This is a genomic window from Variovorax sp. 22077, from assembly GCF_052044195.1.
Classification (GTDB): domain Bacteria; phylum Pseudomonadota; class Gammaproteobacteria; order Burkholderiales; family Burkholderiaceae_C; genus Variovorax; species Variovorax atrisoli.
This window is the reverse complement of sequence record NZ_JBQEQC010000001.1, coordinates 96,904-117,992: the sequence shown is the minus strand read 5'-3', so window position 1 is coordinate 117,992 and position 21,089 is coordinate 96,904. Positions and strand designations below refer to the sequence as shown.

The window sequence follows — 21,089 nt, the reverse complement described above, 5'->3', positions numbered from 1 at the left end:
CTGCCGCCTGAATGACAGGGAAATGCGCACGCCGCACTCACTACACTGCCCTGCGATGAACCACCCCGCCCCATCGCATCCCTCGCCAACCGCCTTCTTCCGAAGCGGCGAAATGCTGCGCAGCCGCGGCGTGAGCGACGTGGTGCTGACCGGCACGGTGGACGTTCCCATGCCTCCCACTCGCCTGCTCGCCGACTGGGAACGCGAGATCTCCTCGCAGCTCGCACTGGAACCCGGAGACGTGGAGCCCCTGCCCCTCGCACGGGCCCGCGCGCGCTGGCCGGACTACCGGCTGTGCGTCCAGGCTGCGTCCGACTGGGCGCAGGCGCAGGACCTGCCCGGGGTGCTCGCTTCCAGCGACGTCGCCCTGATGGCCTGCCGCGGTGCGAAGTACCACCACGACGGCATGCAGTACGGCTTCGCGGCGTTCTGCAATCTCTTCATGAGCGAGGACAAGGGGCTGGACCTGCACTTTCCCGCCGCAGGCCGGCGCATTCCGCTCAGGCGTGGGACCACGGCGATCTTCGACACCGGCCAGCCTCACGCGGTGATCCGGCGCGGCAGCAGCGGCTTCGATGCAGCCAACTTCGCGCATGGCAGCGATTGCAACCTGGTCTTCCTGACCTGGGAGCTCCCCATCGAGGACGCCTCCGTGGCGAAGGCACTGCGGATCGAGTTCGACGTCGCCGCAGCGAACGCGGCACATCCTGACGAGGAGTCGCTCATGCTGGGCGGCAAGCCTGCCGTCGTGAACCCGGCTTCCGGCCAGTGGATGCGTGACGGCTGACCGATTTCGCTCAGCGCTCCTGTGAACGAGCCGCAACGCCGGCGGCAAGCTCGGCCAGGCATTCCCTGACCGCCTGAAGCGGCGTCTTCTCATGGCAGCGTGCAGCGGCCTCGCGCGCGACGGCTTCGCTCAGGCGCCGCTCCTGCGCCGCCTCCACCTGCAGTTCGACGATCCATTTCATGAGCACCGCCAGCACGATCAGCAGCCCGATCGCCGCGCCGATCAAGGTCAGGCGCCAGTTGCCGATGCGAAGGACGGGGGCCGCGGCAGGCTTGTCGGCCATGCCTTCTTCATGCGCGGACATCTAGCGCGGCAGGCCCGGAAAGACCCACATGCTCAGGCCGAGGATCAGTCCGATCCCGAGGGAAACGATGGCGGCCGTGGTCAACACCGATGCCGCCACGATGCTCTGGACGAACAGAGCCATCATCACGAACCCCACCGTGGCGACGAAGCACATCACGACCGGCAGCAGCGCTCTGAGCGCCGCGCCGCGCCCGGGCACCAAGGGTGGTTCGTCCGGGCTGCCTTCTCGCAGGAACGGGGTTCGCATGAATGTCCTCCTCTTCGCGATATCTCGCGTGTATGCATGGGTCCGCTGAAGAAGGCCGGCTGCTTCGGGGCAACCTTTTCTGACCTTCCTCAAAGAAAGTGACTTAAGGTTAAGGAAAGGATCCGGCCGGGCTAAGGGATTACTGCGCGAACCTTGCGGATGAGAAGCGGCGCGGCGAACAAAGCTCGGCGGCCTGCGCAATAGTTAACAACCAGTGAACAGCAAGGCGCCGCCTGATCCTTGCGCGGACTCTAGGAGCGCGAGCCGGCAGCCACCAGTGCCGAAAGTCACTGCAGGCGGAGTCAGGCGTTGTCGCCGGGCGGCTGCAGCGCCCTCACCCAGTCGAAAACCGCCGCCACGGCCGGCTCGTCGCGTCGCTCCTTCGGGCAGACGAGATGGAACGGCAAGCCCGGCAGTTGCGGACCGAAGGGCTGGACGAGATTGCCCGCACGCAGTTCGTCGGCGATCAACGCAAGGCTCATCAGGGCGACGCCCTGTCCCTGCAGCGCTGCCGACACGGTGTGCGTCTCGTCGGAGAACACCGGGCCGGCCGACACGTCGAGACCCGGCACCTGCGCCTCCTGCTGCCACGCGGTCCACGTGCCCGGCTGGGTCTTGCTGCCCGGCACCTCGAAGTGCAGCAGCGTATGCCGCACCAGTTCGCCGGGGCGGCGCAGCTTGAGCACGGGGCTGCACGCCGGCGCGAAGACGTTGTCGAACAGCTTCTGCGACACCATGCCGGGCCACGCCCCGCGCCCATAGCGGATCGCGATGTCGGCGGTGACGCCGTCGAGCGGCACCGCGTCGTGCGACGCATGGATGCGCAGGTCGAGCCGCGGATGCAGCGCGCGCAGCGTGCTCACGCGCGGCAGCAGCCATCGCGCCGCGACAGCCGGCGTGGTCGACAGCGTGATTGCGGTCCGCTCGGGCGGCGCACGCAGCCGCGCGACCGCATTCGCCATGGCATTGAACGATTCGCCGAGCACCGCCTGCAGCTCCCGGCCCTGCGGCGTGAGCACCAGTTGCCTCGGCTGCCGGATGAAGAGCGCCACGCCGAGTGAATCCTCGAGCTGGCGCACCTGGTGGCTGATGGCCGTGGGCGTCACCGACAGCTCATTGGCCGCGAGCTTGGCGCTGCAGTGCCGCGCGGCGGCCTCGAAGGCGCGCAGCGCCGCCAGCGGAGGGAGTTGGCGAAGGTTGGCCATGGATGGGCGAATGGATGAATTTATTTTTCAGCAGTGCAAAGAAATCGTCGTTTGTCGCCGCATGAGTGCATCGGTAGATTTCACTTCATGCCAGGCAGACAGCTGAATTCTCTTCATCCAAACCTTCATGTCAAAGAGGACCGCTCCATGACCACACTGCTCCACATCGACGCCAGCGCCCGCCCCGGCCGCTCGGGCACGCACGTCCACGGCTCGCATTCGCGCCGCCTCAGCCATCACTTCGTCACGACCTGGCGCGCAGCGCGGCCCGATGACGAAGTGATCTACCGCGACGTCGGCGCCACGCCGCCCGGCCACGTCACCGGCGAATGGATCGCTTCCGGCTACACGCCGGCCGGGCAGCGAGAGCCGTGGATGCACGCGGTGCTCGCCGAAAGCGACGCGCTGATCGCCGAGGTCCGCCGCGCCGACGTGCTGGTGATCGGCGTGCCCATGTACAACTTCGGAATGCCCGCACCGCTGAAGTCATGGATCGACAACATCGTGCGCATCGGCTCCACCTTCGACTTCGACCCCTCCCGCGACAACCCGTACGTGCCGCTGCTGGCCGAGCGCCATCGCCGCACGGTGCTGCTCACCTCGTGCGGCAGCAGCGGCTACGGGCCGGGCGGCTTCCAGGCGCAGATGGACCTGCTCACACCGGGCGTCACGAACCCGCTGGCGCTGCTGGGATTGAACGAAGTCCACAGCGTCGCGATCGAGCACGCGGAGGACCGCGGCGACCTGCTGGAGCGCTCCATCTCGAATGCGCTCGCGCGCGTGGAGGCACTGGTCGCCGAACTGCAGGCCGCGTGATCGCCGGCCTGCCCTTCATCAACTTCTCCGGCCCTTCGTTCAGGCCGAACGCAGTTGCTCGCGCAGCTTCTGGCCGATCTCGGGCCGCTCCAGGAAGGGGTCGGCCGGATTGGTGATGGAGACGATGTTCTCCATGCGGCTGCGCACGTTGCCCAGCGCCTTCGGATGGCTGAACACGTAGAACTGGTTGTCGCTGATGGCCTCGAACACCTTGGCGGCCACTTCGGCGGCGGTGATCTTGCCGCTGCTCACCGCCTTGTTGCTCATCGCCTGGCCGATCAGCTGGCTCTTGGTGAGCTCGCTTTCCTTCGGTGCATTCGGGCGGTTGCGCTCGCTGCTGGTGATGCCCGTGGGCACGAAGTACGGGCACAGCAGGCTCGCACCGATCTGGTCGGTGACGAGGTTCAGGTCCTGGTACATCGTCTCGGTGAGGCTCACCACCGCGGCCTTCGCGGCGTTGTAGATGCCCATGTTGGGCGGCGTGAGCAGGCCGGCCATGCTGGCGGTGTTGGTCACGTGGCCGCGGTAGGACGGGTCTTTCGCGGCAGCTTCCAGCATCATCGGCACGAACAGGCGCACGCCGTGGATCACGCCCCAAAGGTCCACGCCCAGCACCCACTCCCAGTCGGCGACCGTGTTCTCCCACACCAGCCCGCCGGCACCCACGCCCGCGTTGTTGAACACGAAGTGCGGCGCGCCGAAGCGCTCCTTCACGGCAGCGGCCAACGCCTCCATCTGCGCGGCGTCCGACACGTCGACCTTGCGCGCCAGCACCTGAACGCCGGCCGCTTCCATCTCCGCCGCAGCCTTGTCGAGCGCGTCCTGCTGCACGTCGACCAGCACGAGGTTCATGCCGCGCGCGGCGCCGATGCGCGCGCATTCCAGGCCGAAGCCCGAACCCGCGCCAGTGAGAACTGCGGTCTTGCCCTTGAAGTCCTGAATCATTGGGTGCTTTCCTTTGGTTGTCTCTGCGCTGTCTATTGGACCGCTTCGCGCAGAGATCGACTGTCGTTCGCGTGACCCGAATCAACCTTCCGCCTTCTTCAGCACATACCCGATGCGGGGAAAGTGCACATGCACCGTGCCCACTTGCTCGCTGCTGCGCTCCAGCGTGTAGTGCGTGCGTGTGGCGGCGACCAGCGTGCCGGGCGTCTCTTCGAGGCCGAAGCTCTCGGCGCGGATGGTGACGGCGCTGCCCAGCGGGATGCCATGGTCGTCCTGGAAGGTGCTGTCGGTCAGCAGCGAGTGCGGCGTGGAGGCCTTGGCGACCGCGATGGCTTCTGCGCTCGTGAACTTCTCGGGCACGTCGTGGCCGATGGCGGCCATGCGGTCCATCCAGTCGACCACCGCGGGCGTGAGGTCGAGGATGGTGCGGACCGACTCGATGCGCCGCGTGTACCACAGCGGGTGGTAGGCCGAGAAGTCGGCGATGCTGGGCACCTCGCCGAGCAGGTAGGGCTTCTCGTCGAGCATGTCGGAGAGCCGGCGCAGGTACGACTTGTAGGCGCTGGTGGCATCGGCCGGGCGCAGGCGGATCATGTTGCCGGCGCTCATCTTGCCGCGGTCCTCGCCGAAGGCCTTGGCCGCCTCCGGCGGGGCCTTGGCGAACACCTCGGCCGCGCCCCTGGGCTGGAGGTTCCATGCCATGGCGGCCCAGAAGAGCGTGGTGTCGGCCCATTGCGCGAGGATGCGCGACATGCCCTTCTCGGGCTCGGGGTAGAGCGTGGGCGTGGGCTGCAGGTGCTCCAGCACGTCGGCGATGAGCGCGCTGTCGCAGTAGATGTCGGCACCGATCTGCAGGAACGGCGTCTTGCGGTAGCCGCCGGTGAGCACCTCCACGTCGGGCTTGGGCATGATCGGCGGGATGAAGACCGACTTCCACGGCAGCTTCTTGGCGCCGAGGATCAGGCGCACCTTCTCCGAGAACGGCGAGGTGAGGTAGTGATGGAGGATCAGGTCGGCCATGTTCGTGGGCTTTCTAGCGTTGTGATGTTGGCGCGCTTCAGCGGGGCTGGGCGCGCTGGATGATCGAATCGAAATCGGTGCCTGCGGCCAGGGTGCCGAAGGCATGGCCCCAGTCGCCGGCAAGGCGCGATGCGCAGAAGGCGTGCGCCACTGCAGGCGGGGCGGTCTGCACGAGCAGCGCGGCCTGCACGGCCAGTGCGACATCCTGCGCGAGGCGGCGGGCCTCGGCCTCGGAAGCCATCGCCTCGATGCGCGCCGGCAGTGCGTCGGCAAGGCGGTCGAGCGCGGCATGCTGCCCCCTCGCGGGCGCCAGCTCCTTCTCGAGCGCGGCCACCGCATCGCCCTTGCGCAGCCCGCGCAACAGGTCGAGCGCCATGATGTTGCCCGCGCCCTCCCAGATGGAGTTGAGCGGCATCTCGCGGTAGATGCGGGCCATGATGCCCTCGCCGCCCTCCTCCACGTAGCCGTTGCCGCCGAGGCACTCCATGGCTTCCTGAGCGAAGGCGCTGCCGCGCTTGCAGATCCAGAACTTGGCGACCGGTGTGAGCAGCCGGGCCATCAGGCGTTCGTGCTCGTCGGACTGGTGGTCGAAGGCCCGCGCGAGGCGGATGGCAAGCGCGGTTGCAGCCTCGCTCTCCAGCGCAAGGTCGGCCAGCACGTTCTTCATCAGCGGCTGGTCGATCAGCGGCTTGCCGAAGGCCATGCGCTGGCTGGCGTGGTTGAGCGCGATCGCCAGTGCCTGGCGCATCAGGCCGCTGGTGCCCAGCGCGCAGTCGAGCCGCGTCATCGTGCCCATCTCGAGGATCTGCGGAATGCCGCGGCCCTCATCGCCCACGAGCCACGCGGTTGCGCCGTGGAACTCGACCTCGGAGCTCGCGTTGGCCTTGTTGCCCAGCTTGTCCTTCAGCCGCTGGATGCGGATCGCGTTGCGGGAGCCATCCGGCAGCACGCGCGGCAGGAAGAAGCACGAAAGCCCGGCGGGCGCCTGCGCGAGCACCAGGAAGGCATCGCACATCGGTGCCGAGAAGAACCACTTGTGGCCGGTGATGGCGTAGCGCTCGCCCCAGGCATCGTTGCCGCCTTCGCGAACTGCCTGGGATGTGTTGGCCCGCACGTCGGAGCCGCCCTGCTTCTCGGTCATGCCCATGCCCATGGTCACGCCGGGCTTGTCGCCGAAGGGCTTGAGCGCCGGGTCGTACCAGAGGCTGCCGAGCTTCGGCGCCCAGTCGGCATGCACCGCCGCGTTGCCGCGCAGCGCGGGCGTGACGGCGTAGGTCATGGAGACGGGGCAAAGGATCGACGGCTCCAGCTCGGTGAAGAGCATGAAGCCGGCCGCGCGCAGCACGTGTGGCGAGGCGGAGGTGCCGGTCCACGGCGTGCCATGCAGGCCTGCGCCCACGGCGGCGCCCATCAGTGCGTGGTAGCTGGGGTGGAACTCCACCTCATCGATGCGCCGCCCGAAGCGATCGTGCGTGTGAAGCTCGGGCGTGTGGACATTGGCGAGCCGCGCATGCGCCTGCATGCCGGCCGAGCCGAGGGTGGCGCCCAGTTCGTGCAGCTGCGTGGTCTGCAGCGCGGGCGCGTTGAACTTCAGTGCATCGCGCAGCGGCCGGTTGGTGTCGAAGAGGTTGTAGTCGACCAGCGGCTCGGGCTGGTTGAAGACCTCGTGCGTCGAGTCCATTCGAATACCTCCGTGCTCTGCACCGCGGTGCTCGCTTGCTTGGGGCGGCCCGGCGCGGCGCGCATGACCGGCCTCCTTGCCGTGCGTTCAGCTCATCGGCGCATCAATCAGACGAGCTTGACCAGTTGCTTGCCGAAGTTGCGGCCCTTGAGCAGGCCCAGGAAGGCCTCCGGCGCCGACTCGATGCCCTGCGCGATCGACTCGCGCGGCTTGAGCTTGCCGGTGGCCACCAGCGTGCCCAGCTCGGTCAGCGCCTCCGGCCACACTTCCATGTGCTCGCTGACGATGAAGCCTTCGATCTTCATGCGGTTGATGAGGATCAGCGCCGGGTTGGCCAGGGGCAGCGGCTGGCCGTCGTAGCCCGCGATCATTCCGCACAGCGCCACGCGGGCGAAGGCGTTGGCGCGCAGCAGCACCGCGTCGAAGATGTAGCCGCCGACGTTCTCGAAGTAGCCGTCGATGCCGTTCGGGCAGGCTTCCTTGAGCGCGGCGCTCATCGACTTGACGTCGGGGTGCTGGCGGTAGTCGATGCAGGCGTCGAAGCCCAGTTCGTCGGTCACGTACTTGCACTTCTCGGCGCCGCCGGCAATGCCCACCACGCGGCAGCCGCGCGCCTTGGCCAGCGCGCCGAAGGCGCTGCCCACCGCGCCGCTGGCGGCGGTGATGACCACGGTTTCACCGGCCTTGGGCGCGATGATCTTCACCAGCCCGTACCAGGCGGTCACGCCCGGCATGCCGACCGCACCGAGGTAATGCGACAGCGGCACGTGCGTGGTGTCGACCTTCTTCAGCGCGCCGGGCTGCGAGGCATCGACCACGCTGTATTCCTGCCAGCCGCCGAAGCCGACCACCTTGTCGCCCACAGCGTACTTGGGGTGCTTGCTCTCGACCACTTCGCCGACGGTGCCGCCCTGCATGGTCTGGCCCAGCGGCTGCGGCTGCGCATAGCTCTTCGAGTCGTTCATGCGGCCGCGCATGTAGGGGTCCAGGCTCAGGTAGTGGTGGCGCACCAGGACCTGGTTGTCCTTGAGCGCGGGGGTTTCGGCGGTGACGAGCTTGAAGTTGCTGGCGACGGCTTCGCCCTCGGGGCGGTTGTCGAGATGGATCTGCTTGTTGGTGGGCATGGAAGACTCCAGGGAAATTCGGTCGATCTGCTGTTCGTTCAGGTCGTCAAGTCAGCTCAGTCGGTGGACGGCGGACGCATCTCGTTGGCGCTGGCCGGCCCCGTCGGCAGCCGGCGCTTCACGTACTTGAAGGTGCCGGTGGCATGGGCGCACACGCGCTCCTGCTCGTCGTAGATTCTGGCCTCGGTGAAAGCCAGCGTCGCCGTCCTGTGAATGAGCGTGCCGCGCGCATGCAGCGGGCCCACGGAGGGCTGCATGAAGCTGGTCTTCATCTCGATGGTGACCACGCCCGTCTCGGGCGCGATGCTGCGCGCGGCAGCGGCCATGGTGATGTCGAGCAAGGTCATGCAGGCACCGCCATGCGTCACGTCGAAGGTGTTCAGGTGCTCGGGCTTGGCGGTGTAGAGGATCTCGGATTCGCCGTTCTCGAACTTCGTGAGTTCGAAGCCCAGGTGGCGCGCGAACGGGATGCGGCTCGTGTACGAGCGGAAATTGATGTCTTCGTCTTGAGTGGTCATTTCAGTCTGCCAATGGCCGACACGATGGCACGGCCCCTTCGCGGGCTCCCGCGGAAGCGGCTTCGCCGGCCCGCAGGGTGCGCCCCCTCGAGGAGGTGTCCGAGCCACACGAAGTGGGCGAGGCTGGGAGTGGTCATTTCAAGCTGCGCCGAGCACGACGCTGACACCGCCATCCACCGCCAGCCACTGGCCAGTGACGTGCTTGCCGGCATCGCTCGCGAACAGCAGCGTCAGGCCCTTCAGGTCTTCCTCGTCGCCCAGGCGGCCCAGCGGCGCCTGCGCGGCCATCTTCTCCTCGCCCAGCGACTTGATGAGGCCGGCGGCCATCTTCGTCATGAAGAAGCCGGGGCAGATCGCGTTCACGTTGATGTTGTACTTGCCCCATTCGGCTGCCAGCGTGCGGGTGAAACCGATGACTGCGGTCTTGGAGGTGTTGTAGGCCAGCGTCTGCATCTCGGGCGGGTTGCCGTTGAGGCCGGCGATGGAGGCAATGTTGATGATGCGCCCCGACTTCTTCGGGATCATGTAGCCGTTGGCGATCTGCTGCGACAGGATGAAGTAGCCCCGCACGTTGAGGTTCATCACCTTGTCCCAGGCCTCGACCGGGTGGTTCTCGGCCGGCGCGCCCCAGCTGGCGCCCGCGTTGTTCACGAGGATGTCGACCGCGCCCATGCGCTGCAGCGTCTCGTCGGCCAGGCGGCGGGTGTCCTCCTCCTTCGAGCAGTCGGCGGCGATCCAGCGCGCGTCGATGCCGGCGGCCTGCAGCTCGGCGGCGGCCTGCTCCAGGTCGTCGGCCTTGCGCGAACTCAGCATGATCTTCGCGCCCGCCTCGCCCAGTGCATGGGCCATCTGCAGCCCCAGGCCGCGCGAGCCGCCGGTGACGAGGGCGGTCTTGCCGGTGAGGTCGAAGAGTTTCTGGACGGTGCGTGCGGTCATGGGTTGTCTCCGGGGTTCGGGTAGTGGTTCAGATCGTGTAGTCCATGCACTGGCGGGCTTCGCGCACGGCGCCGATGAACGGCTTCAGCGCCACGTGCTGCGGGTGGTCGGCGTAGGCAGCCAGCGCGGCGGCATCGGTGAATTCCGAGTACAGGACCAGGTCGTAGGTGGCTTCCAGCCCGGGCTGGGCGATGGCCACCTCGAAGCGCAGCGTGCCGGGCGAGAGCTTCGCGCAGGCATCGAGCAGCGCCTTGGCCTTGAGCAGGTTGGTCGCCTTGTCGGCGCCCTCGGCGTGCTCCTTGAACTTCCACATCACGATGTGCTTGAGCATGGCGGGCCTCCTTACTTGCTCGAAGGCGTGTTGGACAGGCGGGAGCGCACGTAGATCAGCACGAAGCCGACCAGCGCCACGACGCCGCCGGGCACGGCGATGGACCAGCCCAGCGCTGCATCGGTGCGGCCGGTGGCGATGCCGAGGATCACGCCGAAGAGGCCGCCGTAGATCAGGATCCAGATCCATTTCTCGAGCCGGGCGTGCGGCTTAGGCGGCTTGGCGGCGACAGGGGTGTTGGGGTTGGTGTTCGGCGAATCGGTCGTGGCCATCAAAAGGCGTCCTCGGGCAAAGCTGTACAGGTCGGGTCGCGGGTTTCGACCACGTTGAGCCATGCGCCGATTTTCGGCAGCTCGTAGTGGAAGAAATAGTCCGTGGCGCCGATCTTGCCAGCTGTTACCGCCCTCGCCTTTTCTCCATCGTTTTCCAGGGCCCTTTGGGCCACGTCCAGCCAGATCCAGGCCAGCACGGTGTGGCCGAAGGCCTGCATGTACGGCACCGCGTTGGCCAGCGCCTGGGCCGGATCGCCCGTGGACCAGGCGGCCTCGGTGGCGCTGCCGATGCGCTGCAGCGCGGCTCCCAGCGCCTTGGCATGGGCCGCCAGCGCCGGCACCTTGGCGGCGCGGCCGATGGTGGCGGTCATGCGCCCGGCCAGCAGCTGCAGGCCGCGGCCCTTTTCCATCAGCACCTTGCGACCCAGCAGGTCGGCCGCCTGGATGCCGTGGGTGCCCTCGTGGATCATGTTCAGGCGGTTGTCGCGCCAGTACTGCTCCACCGGGAAGTCGCGCGTGTAGCCGTAGCCGCCGTGCACCTGGATGGCCAGCGAATTCGCCTCCAGGCACCACTCGCTGGGCCAGCTCTTGGCGATGGGCGTGAGCACCTCCAGCAGCAGCCGCGCGTCGTCGGCGGCCTGGGCGTCGCCGGTCTTCTGCTCGTCGACCAGCCGGGCGCAGTACAGCTCCAGCGCCAGGGCGCCCTCGCAGTACGCCTTCTGGGCCAGCAGCATGCGGCGCACGTCGGCGTGCTCGATGATGCGCACCTGAGGCGCCGCCGAATCCTTGGCCACGGCCGCACCGGCGGCATCGGGCTTCTTCACCAGCCGGCCCTGGGGGCGGCTCTTCGCATACTCGAGCGAGGCGTGGTAGCCCGCCATGCCGAGCATGGTGGCGGCCGTCCCGACGCCGATGCGCGCCTCGTTCATCATGTGGAACATGCAGTGCAGGCCCTTGCCGGGCGCACCGACCAGATAGCCCACCGCGCCAGCCTTGCCGTCGACCGGGTACCTGCCCTCGCCGAAGTTCAGCAGCGTGTTGGTGGTGCCGCGCCAGCCCAGCTTGTGGTTGAGGCCTGCGAGCGCCACGTCGTTGCGCTGGCCGGTGAGCCGGCCCTCGGTGTCGACCATGCGCTTGGGCACGATGAACAGCGAAATGCCGCGCGTGCCTGGCACCAGCTTGCCGTTCTCGTCGGGAATCTTGGCCAGCACGATGTGCACGATGTTCTCGGTCAGCTCGTGGTCGCCTGCCGAGATCCACATCTTGTTGCCCGTGAGCCGATAGCGCGGACCCAGCGGATCGTTCTGGAAGTCATCGCCGTCGGGCACCGCGCGGGTGGCCACGTCGCTCAGCGAGGAGCCGGCCTGCGGCTCCGACAGGCACATGGTGCCGGCCCAGCGACCGGAGAACTCGTTCTTGGCGAAGACCTCCTTCTGCATCTCGGTGCCGTGCACCATCAGCAGGTTGGCGTTGCCGCTGGTGAGCATGTTCGAGCCGATGCTCACCGAGGCCATCGCGAAGAAGCTGTTGGCCGCCGCCTGCAGCGTGTAGGGCAGCTGCATGCCGCCGATGTCGTAGTCCTGCGCTGCGCTCATCATTCCCGACTCGACGAAGGCCTTGTGCGCATCGTGCGTGGCCTGCGGCAGCACGACCTTCTCGCCGTCGAAGTGCGGCTCCTGCGTGTCGACGATACGGTTGAACGGCGCGTACTTCTCGCGCGCGATGCGCTCGCAGGTGTCGAGCACGGCATCGAAGGTCTCGCGCGAATGATCGGCGAAGCGCTCGCGCTGGTTGAGGGCTTCGGCGTCGAGCCAGTCGTAGAGCAGGAAGTCGAGGGTGGAACGAAGGCTCATGGTCGAATTTCCGTGGGTGTCATGAGACCGCGGCGTTCCTTCTCAGGAACACCGCGGAACCGGCTTCGCCGGGCCGCCGGTGTTGCCCCCGGAAGGGGGTTGGCGAAGGCGACGCGCAGTGCGCCGCAGACTGGGGGAGAGTCAGAGAATTTCGAACACGCCCGCGGCGCCCATGCCGCCGCCGATGCACATCGTGACCACGACCTTCTTCGCGCCGCGGCGCTTGCCTTCGATGAGCGCGTGGCCCGTCAGGCGCTGGCCGCTCACGCCGTAGGGGTGGCCCACGGCGATGGCGCCGCCGTTCACGTTCAGGCGGTCGCCCGGGATGCCCAGCTTGTCGCGGCAGTAGATCACCTGCACCGCGAAGGCCTCGTTCAGCTCCCACAGGTCGATGTCGTTGACCGTCAGGCCGAGGCGCTTCAGCACCTTGGGCACCGCGAAGACGGGGCCGATGCCCATCTCGTCGGGCTCGCAGCCTGCCACGGCGAAGCCGAGGAAGCGGCCCAGGGGCTTCAGGCCCTTCTGCTCGGCGTACTTCTCGTCGACCACCACGCAGGCGCCGGCGCCGTCGGAGAACTGGCTGGCGTTGCCGGCCGAGATCAGGCCGCCGGGCAGCGCCGAGCGGATGCCGCTGATGCCTTCCTTGGTGGTGCCGGGGCGGATGCCTTCGTCGTTCTCGACGGTGACTTCCTTGGTGCGCAGGCCCAGCACGGGGTCGGCCACGCCGGCCAGCACGGTGATGGGGGCGATCTCGTCCTTGAACTTGCCGGCTTCCAGCGCGGCGGTGGCGCGCTGCTGGCTGGCGGCGCCGTATTCGTCCATGGCGTCGCGGCCGATGTTGTAGCGCTTGGCGACCTGCTCGGCCGTCTGCAGCATGTTCCAGTAGATCTCGGGCTTGTTCTTCACCAGCCAGGGGTCGGCCAGCATGTGCTTGTTGGCTTCGTTCTGCACGCAAGAGATGCTCTCGACGCCGCCGGCCACGTAGACCTCGCCCTCGCCCGCGACGATGCGCTGGGCGGCGGTGGCGATGGTCTGCAGGCCCGAGGAGCAGAAGCGGTTGATCGTCATGCCCGAGGTGGTGATGGGCAGTCCGGCGCGCAGCGCGATCTGGCGCGCGATGTTGGAGCCGGTGGCGCCTTCGGGCGTTGCGCAGCCCATGATGACGTCGTCGACCGATGCGGGGTCGATGCCGGCGCGCTGCACCGCGTGCTGCACCGCGTGGCCGCCCAGCGTGGCGCCGTGCGTCATGTTGAAGGCACCCTTCCAGCTCTTCGCGAGCGGCGTGCGGGCAGTGGAAACGATGACGGCGCTGGTCATGGTGAGGTCCTTTGGCTTTGAAGCAGTTGGAAGGGAAAAGAGAGAGCTGCAGTGGTTGTCGTCATTGCGCCGGAGCAGCGTTGGCGTTGCTCAGGAGCTGGCGGTAGAAGCCGATCATCTCGCCGTAGTTCGAGATGGCCAGGCGTTCGTTGTTGCCGTGGAAGCGCGCCAGGTCTTCGTTCTTCATGCGGAACGGCGAGAAGCGGAAGACGGCGTCGCTCACGATGCTGAAGTGGCGCGAGTCGGTGGCAGCGGTCATGAGGCCCGGCGCCACCACCGCATCGGGAAAGCTCTGGCGCACGGCCTGTTCGATCGCGCGGTAGCCGGTGCTGTCGGTCGACGACACGGGCGACGGCTCGGAGTTGCCCGGGTAGGCCTTGATCTTGATGTCGTCGTTGCCCAGCGCCTTGCGCAGGTGCGCTTCGGTGCTGGCGATGGTGTCGCCCGGCAGGATGCGGAAGTTGACGGCGGCCTCGGCGCGGCCGGGCAGCACGTTGTCCTTGTTGCCCGCACGAACGATGGTCAGCGCGGTGGTCGTGCGCAGCATGGCATTGCTGCTCGGGCTCTTCTCGAGGATGCCGCGCACCAGCGGCTCGGTGAGCCACAGGTTGGAGAGCATCACGCGGTTGACCCCGCTCATCTCGGGCGCGAGCGCGCCGAACATCTGGCCCGCCACGCCCTTGATGCCGCCGGGCATCGGGTTGGCCTCGAGCCGCGCCAGCGCCGCGCTCATGCTGCCGATGGCGCTGTGCTGCGGCGGCATCGACGAATGGCCGGGCGCGGTGTCGAGCGAGAGGAAGAAGGTGGCATAGCCCTTCTCCGCCAGGCCGATGAGCGCAGCCGGCTGCTTCAGGCCGGGCATCACGCCGTCGAGCACCAGCAGGCCCTCGTCGAGCACCCAGTCCAGGCGCACGTTGCGCGACTTGAGCAGTTCGGCGATGGGCAGCGCGCCGCGCAGGCCGCTCACCTCCTCGTCGTCGCCCATCACGAGGTAGACCGTCTGCCTCGGCTTGAAGCCGCTGCCGATGAGCAGTTCGATGGCTTCCATCTGCGCGAACAGGTTGCTCTTGTTGTCGAGCGTGCCGCGGCCCCAGATGAAGCCGTCCTTGATCTCGCCGGAGAAGGGATCGACCGTCCAGGCCTTCTCGGTGCCAGGCGCGATGGGCACCATGTCCTGGTGCGCCATCAGTGCGACGGGCTTGGCCTGCGGATCGGTGCCGGTCCAGGTGTAGAGCAGAGCCTTGTTGCCCACCACTTCCTTCTTCAGGGTGGCGTGCACCTTCGGGAACTGCTGCTCCAGGTAGGCGTGCAGCTTGTCGAACTCGGCTGCGTTGGCAGCCGGGTCGTCCAGCCCCGACACCGTGCGGAACGTGATCGCCGTGGACAGCCGCCGTGCGGCCGCCTGCAGGTCGATGTCCAGCTTGGGCGCGGGCGCCACCGCCAGTTGGCGCGACGGCGTGGTCCAGGTCTTGACCGCCAGGGCGGCTGCCAGCAGCACTACTGCCAGCAGCAGCCCGAGGAAGATGCGTTTCAACATTGGCGGTCTTGGTCCCGGCCCAGGTTACGCGTCGGCCATCAGCCGAAGGACTTGCCTTCGGCCACCAGCTTCTGGATCAGCGGTGCGGGCTGCCAGAACTCGGCGTCGTCGCGCGGGTTCTTCGCGAAGCGCTTCATCGTCTCGGCCACGTTGTACAGGCCGACCTGCGACGCGTAGTGCATCGGGCCACCGCGATAGATCGGGAAGCCGTAGCCGGTGAGGTACACCATGTCGATGTCGCCCGACTTCGAGGCGATGCCGTCTTCCAGGATGTGCGCGCCCTCGTTGACCAGCGCGTACACCAGGCGCTGCACGATCTCCTCGTCGGAAATCTTGCGCGGCGTGATGCCCAGTTCCTTGCGATGGTCCTCGATCATCTTGTTGACCAGTTCCGACGGGATGGCGTCGCGCTTGCCGGCCTGGTAGTCGTACCACCCTGCCCCGGTCTTCTGGCCGAAGCGGCCCAGTTCGCAGAGCTTGTCTGCCGTGCGGCTGTACTTCATGTCGGCACGCTCCACGGCGCGGCGCTTGCGGATCGCCCAGCCGATGTCGTTGCCGGCCAGGTCGCCCATGCGGAACGGGCCCATGGCGAAGCCGAACTTCTCGATGGCCTTGTCGACCTGCTGCGGCGTCGCGCCTTCGTCCAGCAGGAAGCCGGCCTGGCGGCTGTACTGCTCGATCATGCGGTTGCCGATGAAGCCGTCGCACACGCCCGAGACCACGGCCGTCTTCTTGATCTTCTTCCCGATGGCCATGACGGTGGCCAGCACGTCCTTCGCGGTGGCCTTGCCGCGCACCACTTCCAGCAGCTTCATCACGTTGGCGGGGCTGAAGAAGTGCATGCCGACCACGTCCTGCGGACGCTCGGTGAACGAGGCGATCTTGTCGACGTCCAGCGTCGAGGTGTTCGATGCCAGGATCGCGCCCTTCTTGGCGACGCGGTCGAGTTCCTTGAACACCTTCTCCTTCACGCCCATCTCCTCGAACACGGCCTCGATGATGAGGTCGGCGTCCTTCAGGTCGTCGTAGCTCAGCGTGGTGCTCAGCAGGGCCATGCGCTGCTCGTACTTGTCCTGCTTGAGCTTGCCCTTCTTGACCTGGGCTTCGTAGTTCTTCTTGATGGTGGCAATGCCGCGGTCGAGCGCCTCCTGCTTCATCTCGAGGATGGTCACGGGGATGCCCGCGTTCAGGAAGTTCATCGAGATGCCGCCGCCCATGGTGCCGGCGCCGATCACGCCGACCGACTTGATCTCGCGCTTGGGCGTGTCTTCCGGCACGTCGGGGATCTTGCTCGCGGCGCGCTCGGCCATGAACAGGTGGCGCAGCGCCAGCGATTCGGGCGTGAACATCAGCGAGGTGAAGATGCGGCGCTCTTCGGCCATGCCCGCGTCGAACTTCAGCTTGGTGGCGGCCTGCACGGCATCGACGCACTGCAGCGGCGCGGGGTAGTTCTTCGACATGCCGCCGACCATGTTCTTCGCGAACTGGAAGTAGGCATCGCCCTGCGGGTGCTTGCACGGCAGGTTGCGCACCAGCGGCAGCTCCTCGCCCGTCTTGCCGGCCACGCTCTTGGCGAAGGCCACGGCCTCGTCGAGCACCGATTCGGCCGATGCGGCCAGCTTGTCGAACAGCTTCTGGCCGGGCACCGATGCGAGCAGCTCGCTCTTGACCGGCTCACCGCTGACGATCATGTTCAGGGCCGTCTCGACGCCCAGAACGCGCGGCAGGCGCTGCGTGCCGCCTGCGCCGGGAATCAGGCCCAGCTTGACTTCGGGCAGCGCGACGTTGGTGCCGGGAGCGGCCACGCGGTAATGGCAGCCCAGGGCCAGTTCGAGGCCGCCGCCCATGCACACCGAGTGGATGGCAGCGACGATGGGCTTGGGAGAGGCTTCCAGCGCGAGGATCACGCTCAGCAGGTTGGGCTCCTGCAGCGCCTTGGGCGTGCCGAACTCCTTGATGTCCGCGCCGCCCGAGAACGCCTTGCCGGCGCCGGTGATGACGATGGCCTTGACGGCGTCATCGGCGTTGGCCTTCGACAGGCCGTCGGTGATGCCGATGCGCGTCGAGAAACCGAGACCGTTGACCGGAGGGTTGGTCAGTGTGATCACGGCGATATCGCCGAGCACTTTGTATTCAGCCGTCATGCTGCGTTCCTTGGTGTGTGAAGAAAAAGAAGAAAAAGCACGAGTGTTCTTTTTCGGGGGATTCTAGGCGTTTCGCGCGGCCCAACAATGGCACGCAGTCGCTGTAGAGACAAGGGCCGGGGATGCGGTGAACGGATACCGGACGCAGGGACGCGAAGGACGCAAAGGAAAGTCAGAAAAAATGATCTGCCTTCTCTTTCGCGCCCTTCGCGTGATCTTCGCGCCCTCTGCGTCCTCTTCGCTCGAAAACCCGCAATCGGAGGCCTAGACCTCCAGCCACTCCTTGCGGATGGTGGCGTCGGCGCGCAGGCCGGCGGGGGTGCCGTCGAAGACGATGCTGCCGTGGCCCATGACGAGCGCGCGGTCGGAGATTTCCATCGCGATGGTGAGCTTCTGCTCGATCAGCAGCACCGAGATGCCCTTGTCCTTGAGCGTGCGCAGGTACTGCCCCACCAGCTCGACGATCTTCGGCGCAAGGCCCTCCGTGGGCTCGTCGATGATGATCAGGTCGGGGTCGCCCATCAGCGTGCGGCACAGCGTGAGCATCTGCTGCTCGCCGCCGGAGAGCACGCCGGCCTCGGTGTGCTGGCGCTCCTTCAGGCGCGGGAACATGCCGTACATGTCGTCGAAGGACCAGCGGCTGCCCTTGCCCGAACCCTTCTGCCCCAGCAGCAGGTTCTGGTGCACCGTGAGCTTGGGGAAGATGTCGCGGTTCTCCGGCACGTAGCCGATGCCGAAGTGCGCGATCTCGTAGGCCTTGCGGCGCAGGATGTCCTGCCCCTTCCAGTGCAGGCCGCCTTCCGCGTGCACCAGGCCCATGATCGCCTTGGCGGTGGTCGAGCGGCCCGAGCCGTTGCGGCCCAGCAGCGCGACGATCTCGCCCGGGCTCACCTCGAAGGAAACGCCATGCAGCACATGGCTCTTGCCGTAGTAGGCGTGGATGTCTTGGAGCTTCAGCATTTCAGTGTCCCGCTCCCTGCGCGTCGGCAACGGAAGAGCCCAGATAGGCCTCCTGCACGCGCGCGTTGGCGCGAACGGCGGCGGGCGTGTCGAAGGCGATGACCTCGCCATAGACCACCACCGCGATCTTGTCGGCGAGGCCGAAGACCACGCCCATGTCGTGCTCCACCGTCAGGAGCGTCTTGCCGACGGTGACGTGCTTGATGAGCGAGATGAAGTGCGAGGTCTCGGTCTTGCTCATGCCGGCCGTGGGCTCGTCCAGCAGGATCACGCTGGCGCCGCCCGCAATCGTCACGCCGATCTCCAGCGCGCGCTGCTCGGCATAGGTGAGGTTCATCGCGTGCACGTCGCGCTTCTTCTCCAGGCCGATCTGCCGGATGAGCTCTTCCGTGCGCTCGTTGGCATCGTCCAGGTTCGAGAGGAAGCGAAGGAAGGTGTACTTGTAGCCCAGGCTCCACAGCACGCCGCAGCGCAGGTTCTCGAAGACGCTGAGCTTCGGGAAGATGTTGGTGATCTGGAAGCTGCGCGACAGCCCCATGCGGTTGATCTCGTACGGCTTCATGCCGTCGATGCGCGTGCCGTTGAGCAGCACCTCGCCGCTGGTCGGCGCGAGCCGACCGCTGATGAGGTTGAAGAGCGTCGACTTGCCCGCGCCGTTCGGACCGATGATGGCCACGCGCTCGCCGGCCGTCACGGCCAGGTCCACGCCGCGGATGATGTCGGTCTTGCCGAAGCTCTTGCGCAGGTTCCTGAGTTCGAGTGAATAAGTGGTCATGCCGTCTCCCGCCGCTTGATCTCGGCTTCGATTTCCTCCTGCGCATGGCCCCAGGCCCTGGTGAAGCGCCTGCGCACCACCTCGAACACGCCCAGGCCCACCGCGAACAGCGCAATTGCGACGATCCAGCTCGCGGCCGAGGAGGTGTCGAGCTGCAGCCCCGCGAACGGCACCATCGGGCCGAGCGCCGCGTTGAGCTGCATGTGATAGATCATCTCGACGATGGCCGCCGCGCCCGCGAGCATGATGGCCGCGCCGACCAGCAGCCCGACGTACAGCAGGTAGAAGCGCTTGATCTTGCCGAACAGCGCCACGCGCACGTTCATCATGATCAGGCTGGCCACGCCGCCGGGCGCGAACATCACCATCAGCAGGAACACCAGGCCCACATACAGCAGCCAGGCCTTGCTGAGCTCCGAAAGCAGCACCAGTGCGAACACCAGCAGCGCCGCGCCGATGATCGGCCCGAAGAAGAATGTCGCGCCGCCGAGGAAGGTGAACAGCAGGTAGCTGCCCGAGCGCAGCCCGTTGAGGCTGTCGGCCGCGTTCACGATCTCGAAGTTGATGGCCGCCAGTCCGCCGCCGATGCCCGCGAAGAAGCCGGCGATGATGAAGGCGTAGTAGCGCACGCGCTGCGTGTTGTAGCCGATGAACTCCACGCGCTCCGGGTTGTCGCGCACCGCGTTCAGCATGCGACCGAGCGGCGTGCCGGTGAAGGCGAACATCAGCCCGGTGCAGATGAAGCAGTAGACGGCGATCAGGTAGTACACCTGCTTCTGCGGACCGAAGTTGAGCCCGAAGAAGGAGGCGCCGTACACCCGGTTGGTGGTGATGCCGCCCTCGCCGCCGAAGAAGCTGGGGAACATCAGCGCCATCGCTGCCACCAGCTCGCCCAGGCCCAGCGTGATCATCGCGAAGGTGGTGCCCGACTTCTTGGTCGACACATAGCCGAAGAGCGCGGCGAAGAACATGCCGCCCAGGCCGCCGACGATGGGAATGAGCACCAGCGGAACCGGCAGCTTGCCGGCGCTGGCCAGGTTCATCGCATGGATCGCGATGAACGAGCCCATGCCCACGTACACCGCATGCCCGAAGCTGAGCATGCCGCCCTGCCCCAGCAGCATGTTGTAGCTCAGGCAGATGATGATGAGATAGCCGATCTGCGACAGCATGGTCAGCGCCAGGCTGCTGGTGAAGACCATCGGCGCCACGATCAGCAGCAGCGCGAAGAAGCTCCAGATCAGGATGCGGCCGATGTTCAGCGGCTTGAACCGGTAGTACTGGACGGGGTTGTTTGTCGTGGTTGCGGTGTTCATCGCGTCAGTCCTCCCGGGTTCCGAGAAGACCCTTGGGCCTGAAGATGAGGATCAGCACCAGGAAGAGGTACGGAAGGATCGGCGCGACCTGCGAGATCGTCAGCTTGAGCAGCTCGTAGCCGAAGGTCTGGTCGGTCACCGCCACGCCGAAGGCCTGCAGTCCGGTGGCCAGCGACTGGTCCATGGCCACGGCGAAGGTCTGCACCACGCCGATGATCAGCGAGGCCAGGAAGGCGCCCGCCAGCGAGCCCATGCCGCCGACCACCACCACCACGAAGATGATGGAGCCGACCGACGCAGCCATCGCCGGCTCGGTGACGTAGGTGTTGCCGCCGACCACGCCGGCCAGTCCCGCCAGCGCGGCGCCGCCGCCGAAGACCAGCATGAAGACGCGCGGCACGTTGTGGCCCAGCGCCTCGACCATCTCGGGATGCTTGAGCGCCGCCTGGATCACCAGGCCGATGCGCGTGCGCGTGAGCAGCAGCCACACCGACACCAGCATCAGCACCGCCACCAGCATGATGAAGGAGCGCGACTTGGGGAACTGCGTGCCGTAGAGCGTGAAGAGCGGCCCCTGCAGCGCCGACGGCAGGCCGTACGGCACCGTGGAGCGGCCCCACACCAGCTGCACGACTTCGAGGATCAGGTACGAAAGGCCGAAGGTCACCAGCAGCTCGGGCACGTGGCCGAACTTGTGGACGCGGCGCAGGCAGTAGCGCTCGAAGGCGGCGCCCAGCGCGAACACCAGCAGCGGCGCGATGAAGAGCGCCGGCCAGAAGCCGAGGATGCCCGACAGCGTGTAGGCGAAGTAGGCACCCAGCATGTAGAAGCTCGCGTGCGCGAAGTTGAGCACGCCCATCATGCTGAAGATCAGCGTGAGGCCGGAGCTCAGCATGAACAGCAGCAAGCCGTAGCTCACGCCATTGAGCAGCGAGATGACGAAGAATTCGACGTTCATCGGTCTTTCGTGTCAGTTGAAAAAGAAAGAGGCCCGAGTGT

Annotated in this window: 21 protein-coding genes; 2 read left to right on the top strand and 19 right to left on the bottom strand. The window is 66.9% G+C overall.

Annotation, left to right across the window (positions count from 1 at the left end; genetic code table 11):
- Window positions 1-55 precede the first annotated feature (55 nt).
- On the top strand, window positions 56-787 hold the full coding sequence (locus ACTJLF_RS00525; protein WP_440882273.1) for a hypothetical protein: 732 nt from the start codon (window positions 56-58) through the stop codon (window positions 785-787).
- Between the two features lie 10 nt (window positions 788-797).
- On the opposite strand, the gene ACTJLF_RS00520 is transcribed toward ACTJLF_RS00525, so the two are convergent.
- From ACTJLF_RS00520 to ACTJLF_RS00510, 3 genes are all read right to left on the bottom strand, one after another.
- A complete protein-coding gene (locus tag ACTJLF_RS00520; RefSeq protein WP_440882272.1) occupies window positions 798-1,070 on the bottom strand; it encodes a hypothetical protein in 273 nt (90 codons plus the stop codon).
- 21 nt (window positions 1,071-1,091) lie between these two features.
- Entirely contained in the window at window positions 1,092-1,340 is a 249-nt protein-coding gene (locus ACTJLF_RS00515; protein ID WP_440882271.1) for a hypothetical protein, read from the bottom strand.
- Between the two features lie 302 nt (window positions 1,341-1,642).
- Entirely contained in the window at window positions 1,643-2,545 is a 903-nt protein-coding gene (locus ACTJLF_RS00510; RefSeq protein WP_440882270.1) for a LysR substrate-binding domain-containing protein, read from the bottom strand.
- Between the two features lie 147 nt (window positions 2,546-2,692).
- Between ACTJLF_RS00510 and ACTJLF_RS00505 the strand changes: the two genes are divergently transcribed.
- The gene (locus ACTJLF_RS00505) at window positions 2,693-3,361 is read left to right on the top strand and encodes an FMN-dependent NADH-azoreductase (protein WP_440882269.1); all 669 of its coding nucleotides are present in this window, start codon (window positions 2,693-2,695) and stop codon (window positions 3,359-3,361) included.
- Window positions 3,362-3,400: 39 nt separating this feature from the next.
- Here the strand turns inward: ACTJLF_RS00505 and ACTJLF_RS00500 are convergent, their stop codons facing one another.
- The 16 genes from ACTJLF_RS00500 to ACTJLF_RS00425 form a co-directional block, all read right to left on the bottom strand.
- On the bottom strand, window positions 3,401-4,306 hold the full coding sequence (locus ACTJLF_RS00500; protein ID WP_132798625.1) for an SDR family oxidoreductase: 906 nt from the start codon (window positions 4,304-4,306) through the stop codon (window positions 3,401-3,403).
- Window positions 4,307-4,387: 81 nt separating this feature from the next.
- Window positions 4,388-5,326: a glutathione S-transferase family protein gene (locus ACTJLF_RS00495; RefSeq protein WP_440882268.1), complete on the bottom strand. Its 939-nt coding sequence runs from the start codon at window positions 5,324-5,326 to the stop codon at window positions 4,388-4,390.
- A 37-nt stretch (window positions 5,327-5,363) separates the two neighbouring features.
- Complete coding sequence (locus ACTJLF_RS00490) at window positions 5,364-7,007, bottom strand: isovaleryl-CoA dehydrogenase (RefSeq protein WP_440882267.1); 1,644 nt, start codon at window positions 7,005-7,007, stop codon at window positions 5,364-5,366.
- Window positions 7,008-7,114: 107 nt separating this feature from the next.
- On the bottom strand, window positions 7,115-8,131 hold the full coding sequence (locus tag ACTJLF_RS00485) for an NADP-dependent oxidoreductase (protein WP_354323355.1): 1,017 nt from the start codon (window positions 8,129-8,131) through the stop codon (window positions 7,115-7,117).
- Between the two features lie 56 nt (window positions 8,132-8,187).
- A complete protein-coding gene (locus ACTJLF_RS00480; protein ID WP_019652560.1) occupies window positions 8,188-8,649 on the bottom strand; it encodes a PaaI family thioesterase in 462 nt (153 codons plus the stop codon).
- 138 nt (window positions 8,650-8,787) lie between these two features.
- Window positions 8,788-9,585, bottom strand: coding sequence for an SDR family oxidoreductase (locus ACTJLF_RS00475; RefSeq protein ID WP_019652559.1), 798 nt, complete (start codon window positions 9,583-9,585; stop codon window positions 8,788-8,790).
- Between the two features lie 28 nt (window positions 9,586-9,613).
- Window positions 9,614-9,916, bottom strand: a complete 303-nt coding sequence (locus ACTJLF_RS00470) for a Dabb family protein (RefSeq protein ID WP_019652558.1) — start codon at window positions 9,914-9,916, stop codon at window positions 9,614-9,616.
- 11 nt (window positions 9,917-9,927) lie between these two features.
- Window positions 9,928-10,188 (bottom strand): hypothetical protein, encoded by a 261-nt coding sequence (locus ACTJLF_RS00465; protein ID WP_019652557.1) that lies wholly within the window; start codon window positions 10,186-10,188, stop codon window positions 9,928-9,930.
- Window positions 10,188-12,041, bottom strand: coding sequence for an acyl-CoA dehydrogenase (locus tag ACTJLF_RS00460; RefSeq protein WP_354323358.1), 1,854 nt, complete (start codon window positions 12,039-12,041; stop codon window positions 10,188-10,190). The genes ACTJLF_RS00465 and ACTJLF_RS00460 overlap by 1 nt, the downstream gene beginning before the upstream one ends.
- A gap of 141 nt (window positions 12,042-12,182) precedes the next feature.
- The gene (locus ACTJLF_RS00455; protein ID WP_145758505.1) at window positions 12,183-13,358 is read right to left on the bottom strand and encodes an acetyl-CoA C-acyltransferase; all 1,176 of its coding nucleotides are present in this window, start codon (window positions 13,356-13,358) and stop codon (window positions 12,183-12,185) included.
- A 61-nt stretch (window positions 13,359-13,419) separates the two neighbouring features.
- Complete coding sequence (locus ACTJLF_RS00450) at window positions 13,420-14,895, bottom strand: M20 family peptidase (protein WP_126181893.1); 1,476 nt, start codon at window positions 14,893-14,895, stop codon at window positions 13,420-13,422.
- A gap of 38 nt (window positions 14,896-14,933) precedes the next feature.
- Window positions 14,934-17,039, bottom strand: a complete 2,106-nt coding sequence (locus tag ACTJLF_RS00445) for a 3-hydroxyacyl-CoA dehydrogenase NAD-binding domain-containing protein (protein WP_440882266.1) — start codon at window positions 17,037-17,039, stop codon at window positions 14,934-14,936.
- A gap of 264 nt (window positions 17,040-17,303) precedes the next feature.
- Complete coding sequence (locus ACTJLF_RS00440) at window positions 17,304-17,999, bottom strand: ABC transporter ATP-binding protein (RefSeq protein ID WP_019652552.1); 696 nt, start codon at window positions 17,997-17,999, stop codon at window positions 17,304-17,306.
- 1 nt (window position 18,000) lies between these two features.
- A complete protein-coding gene (locus ACTJLF_RS00435; protein WP_019652551.1) occupies window positions 18,001-18,774 on the bottom strand; it encodes an ABC transporter ATP-binding protein in 774 nt (257 codons plus the stop codon).
- Complete coding sequence (locus ACTJLF_RS00430) at window positions 18,771-20,090, bottom strand: branched-chain amino acid ABC transporter permease (protein WP_440882265.1); 1,320 nt, start codon at window positions 20,088-20,090, stop codon at window positions 18,771-18,773. Before ACTJLF_RS00430 ends, ACTJLF_RS00435 begins: the two co-directional genes overlap by 4 nt.
- Window positions 20,091-20,094: 4 nt before the next feature.
- Entirely contained in the window at window positions 20,095-21,048 is a 954-nt protein-coding gene (locus ACTJLF_RS00425; RefSeq protein WP_019652549.1) for a branched-chain amino acid ABC transporter permease, read from the bottom strand.
- Window positions 21,049-21,089 lie beyond the last annotated feature (41 nt).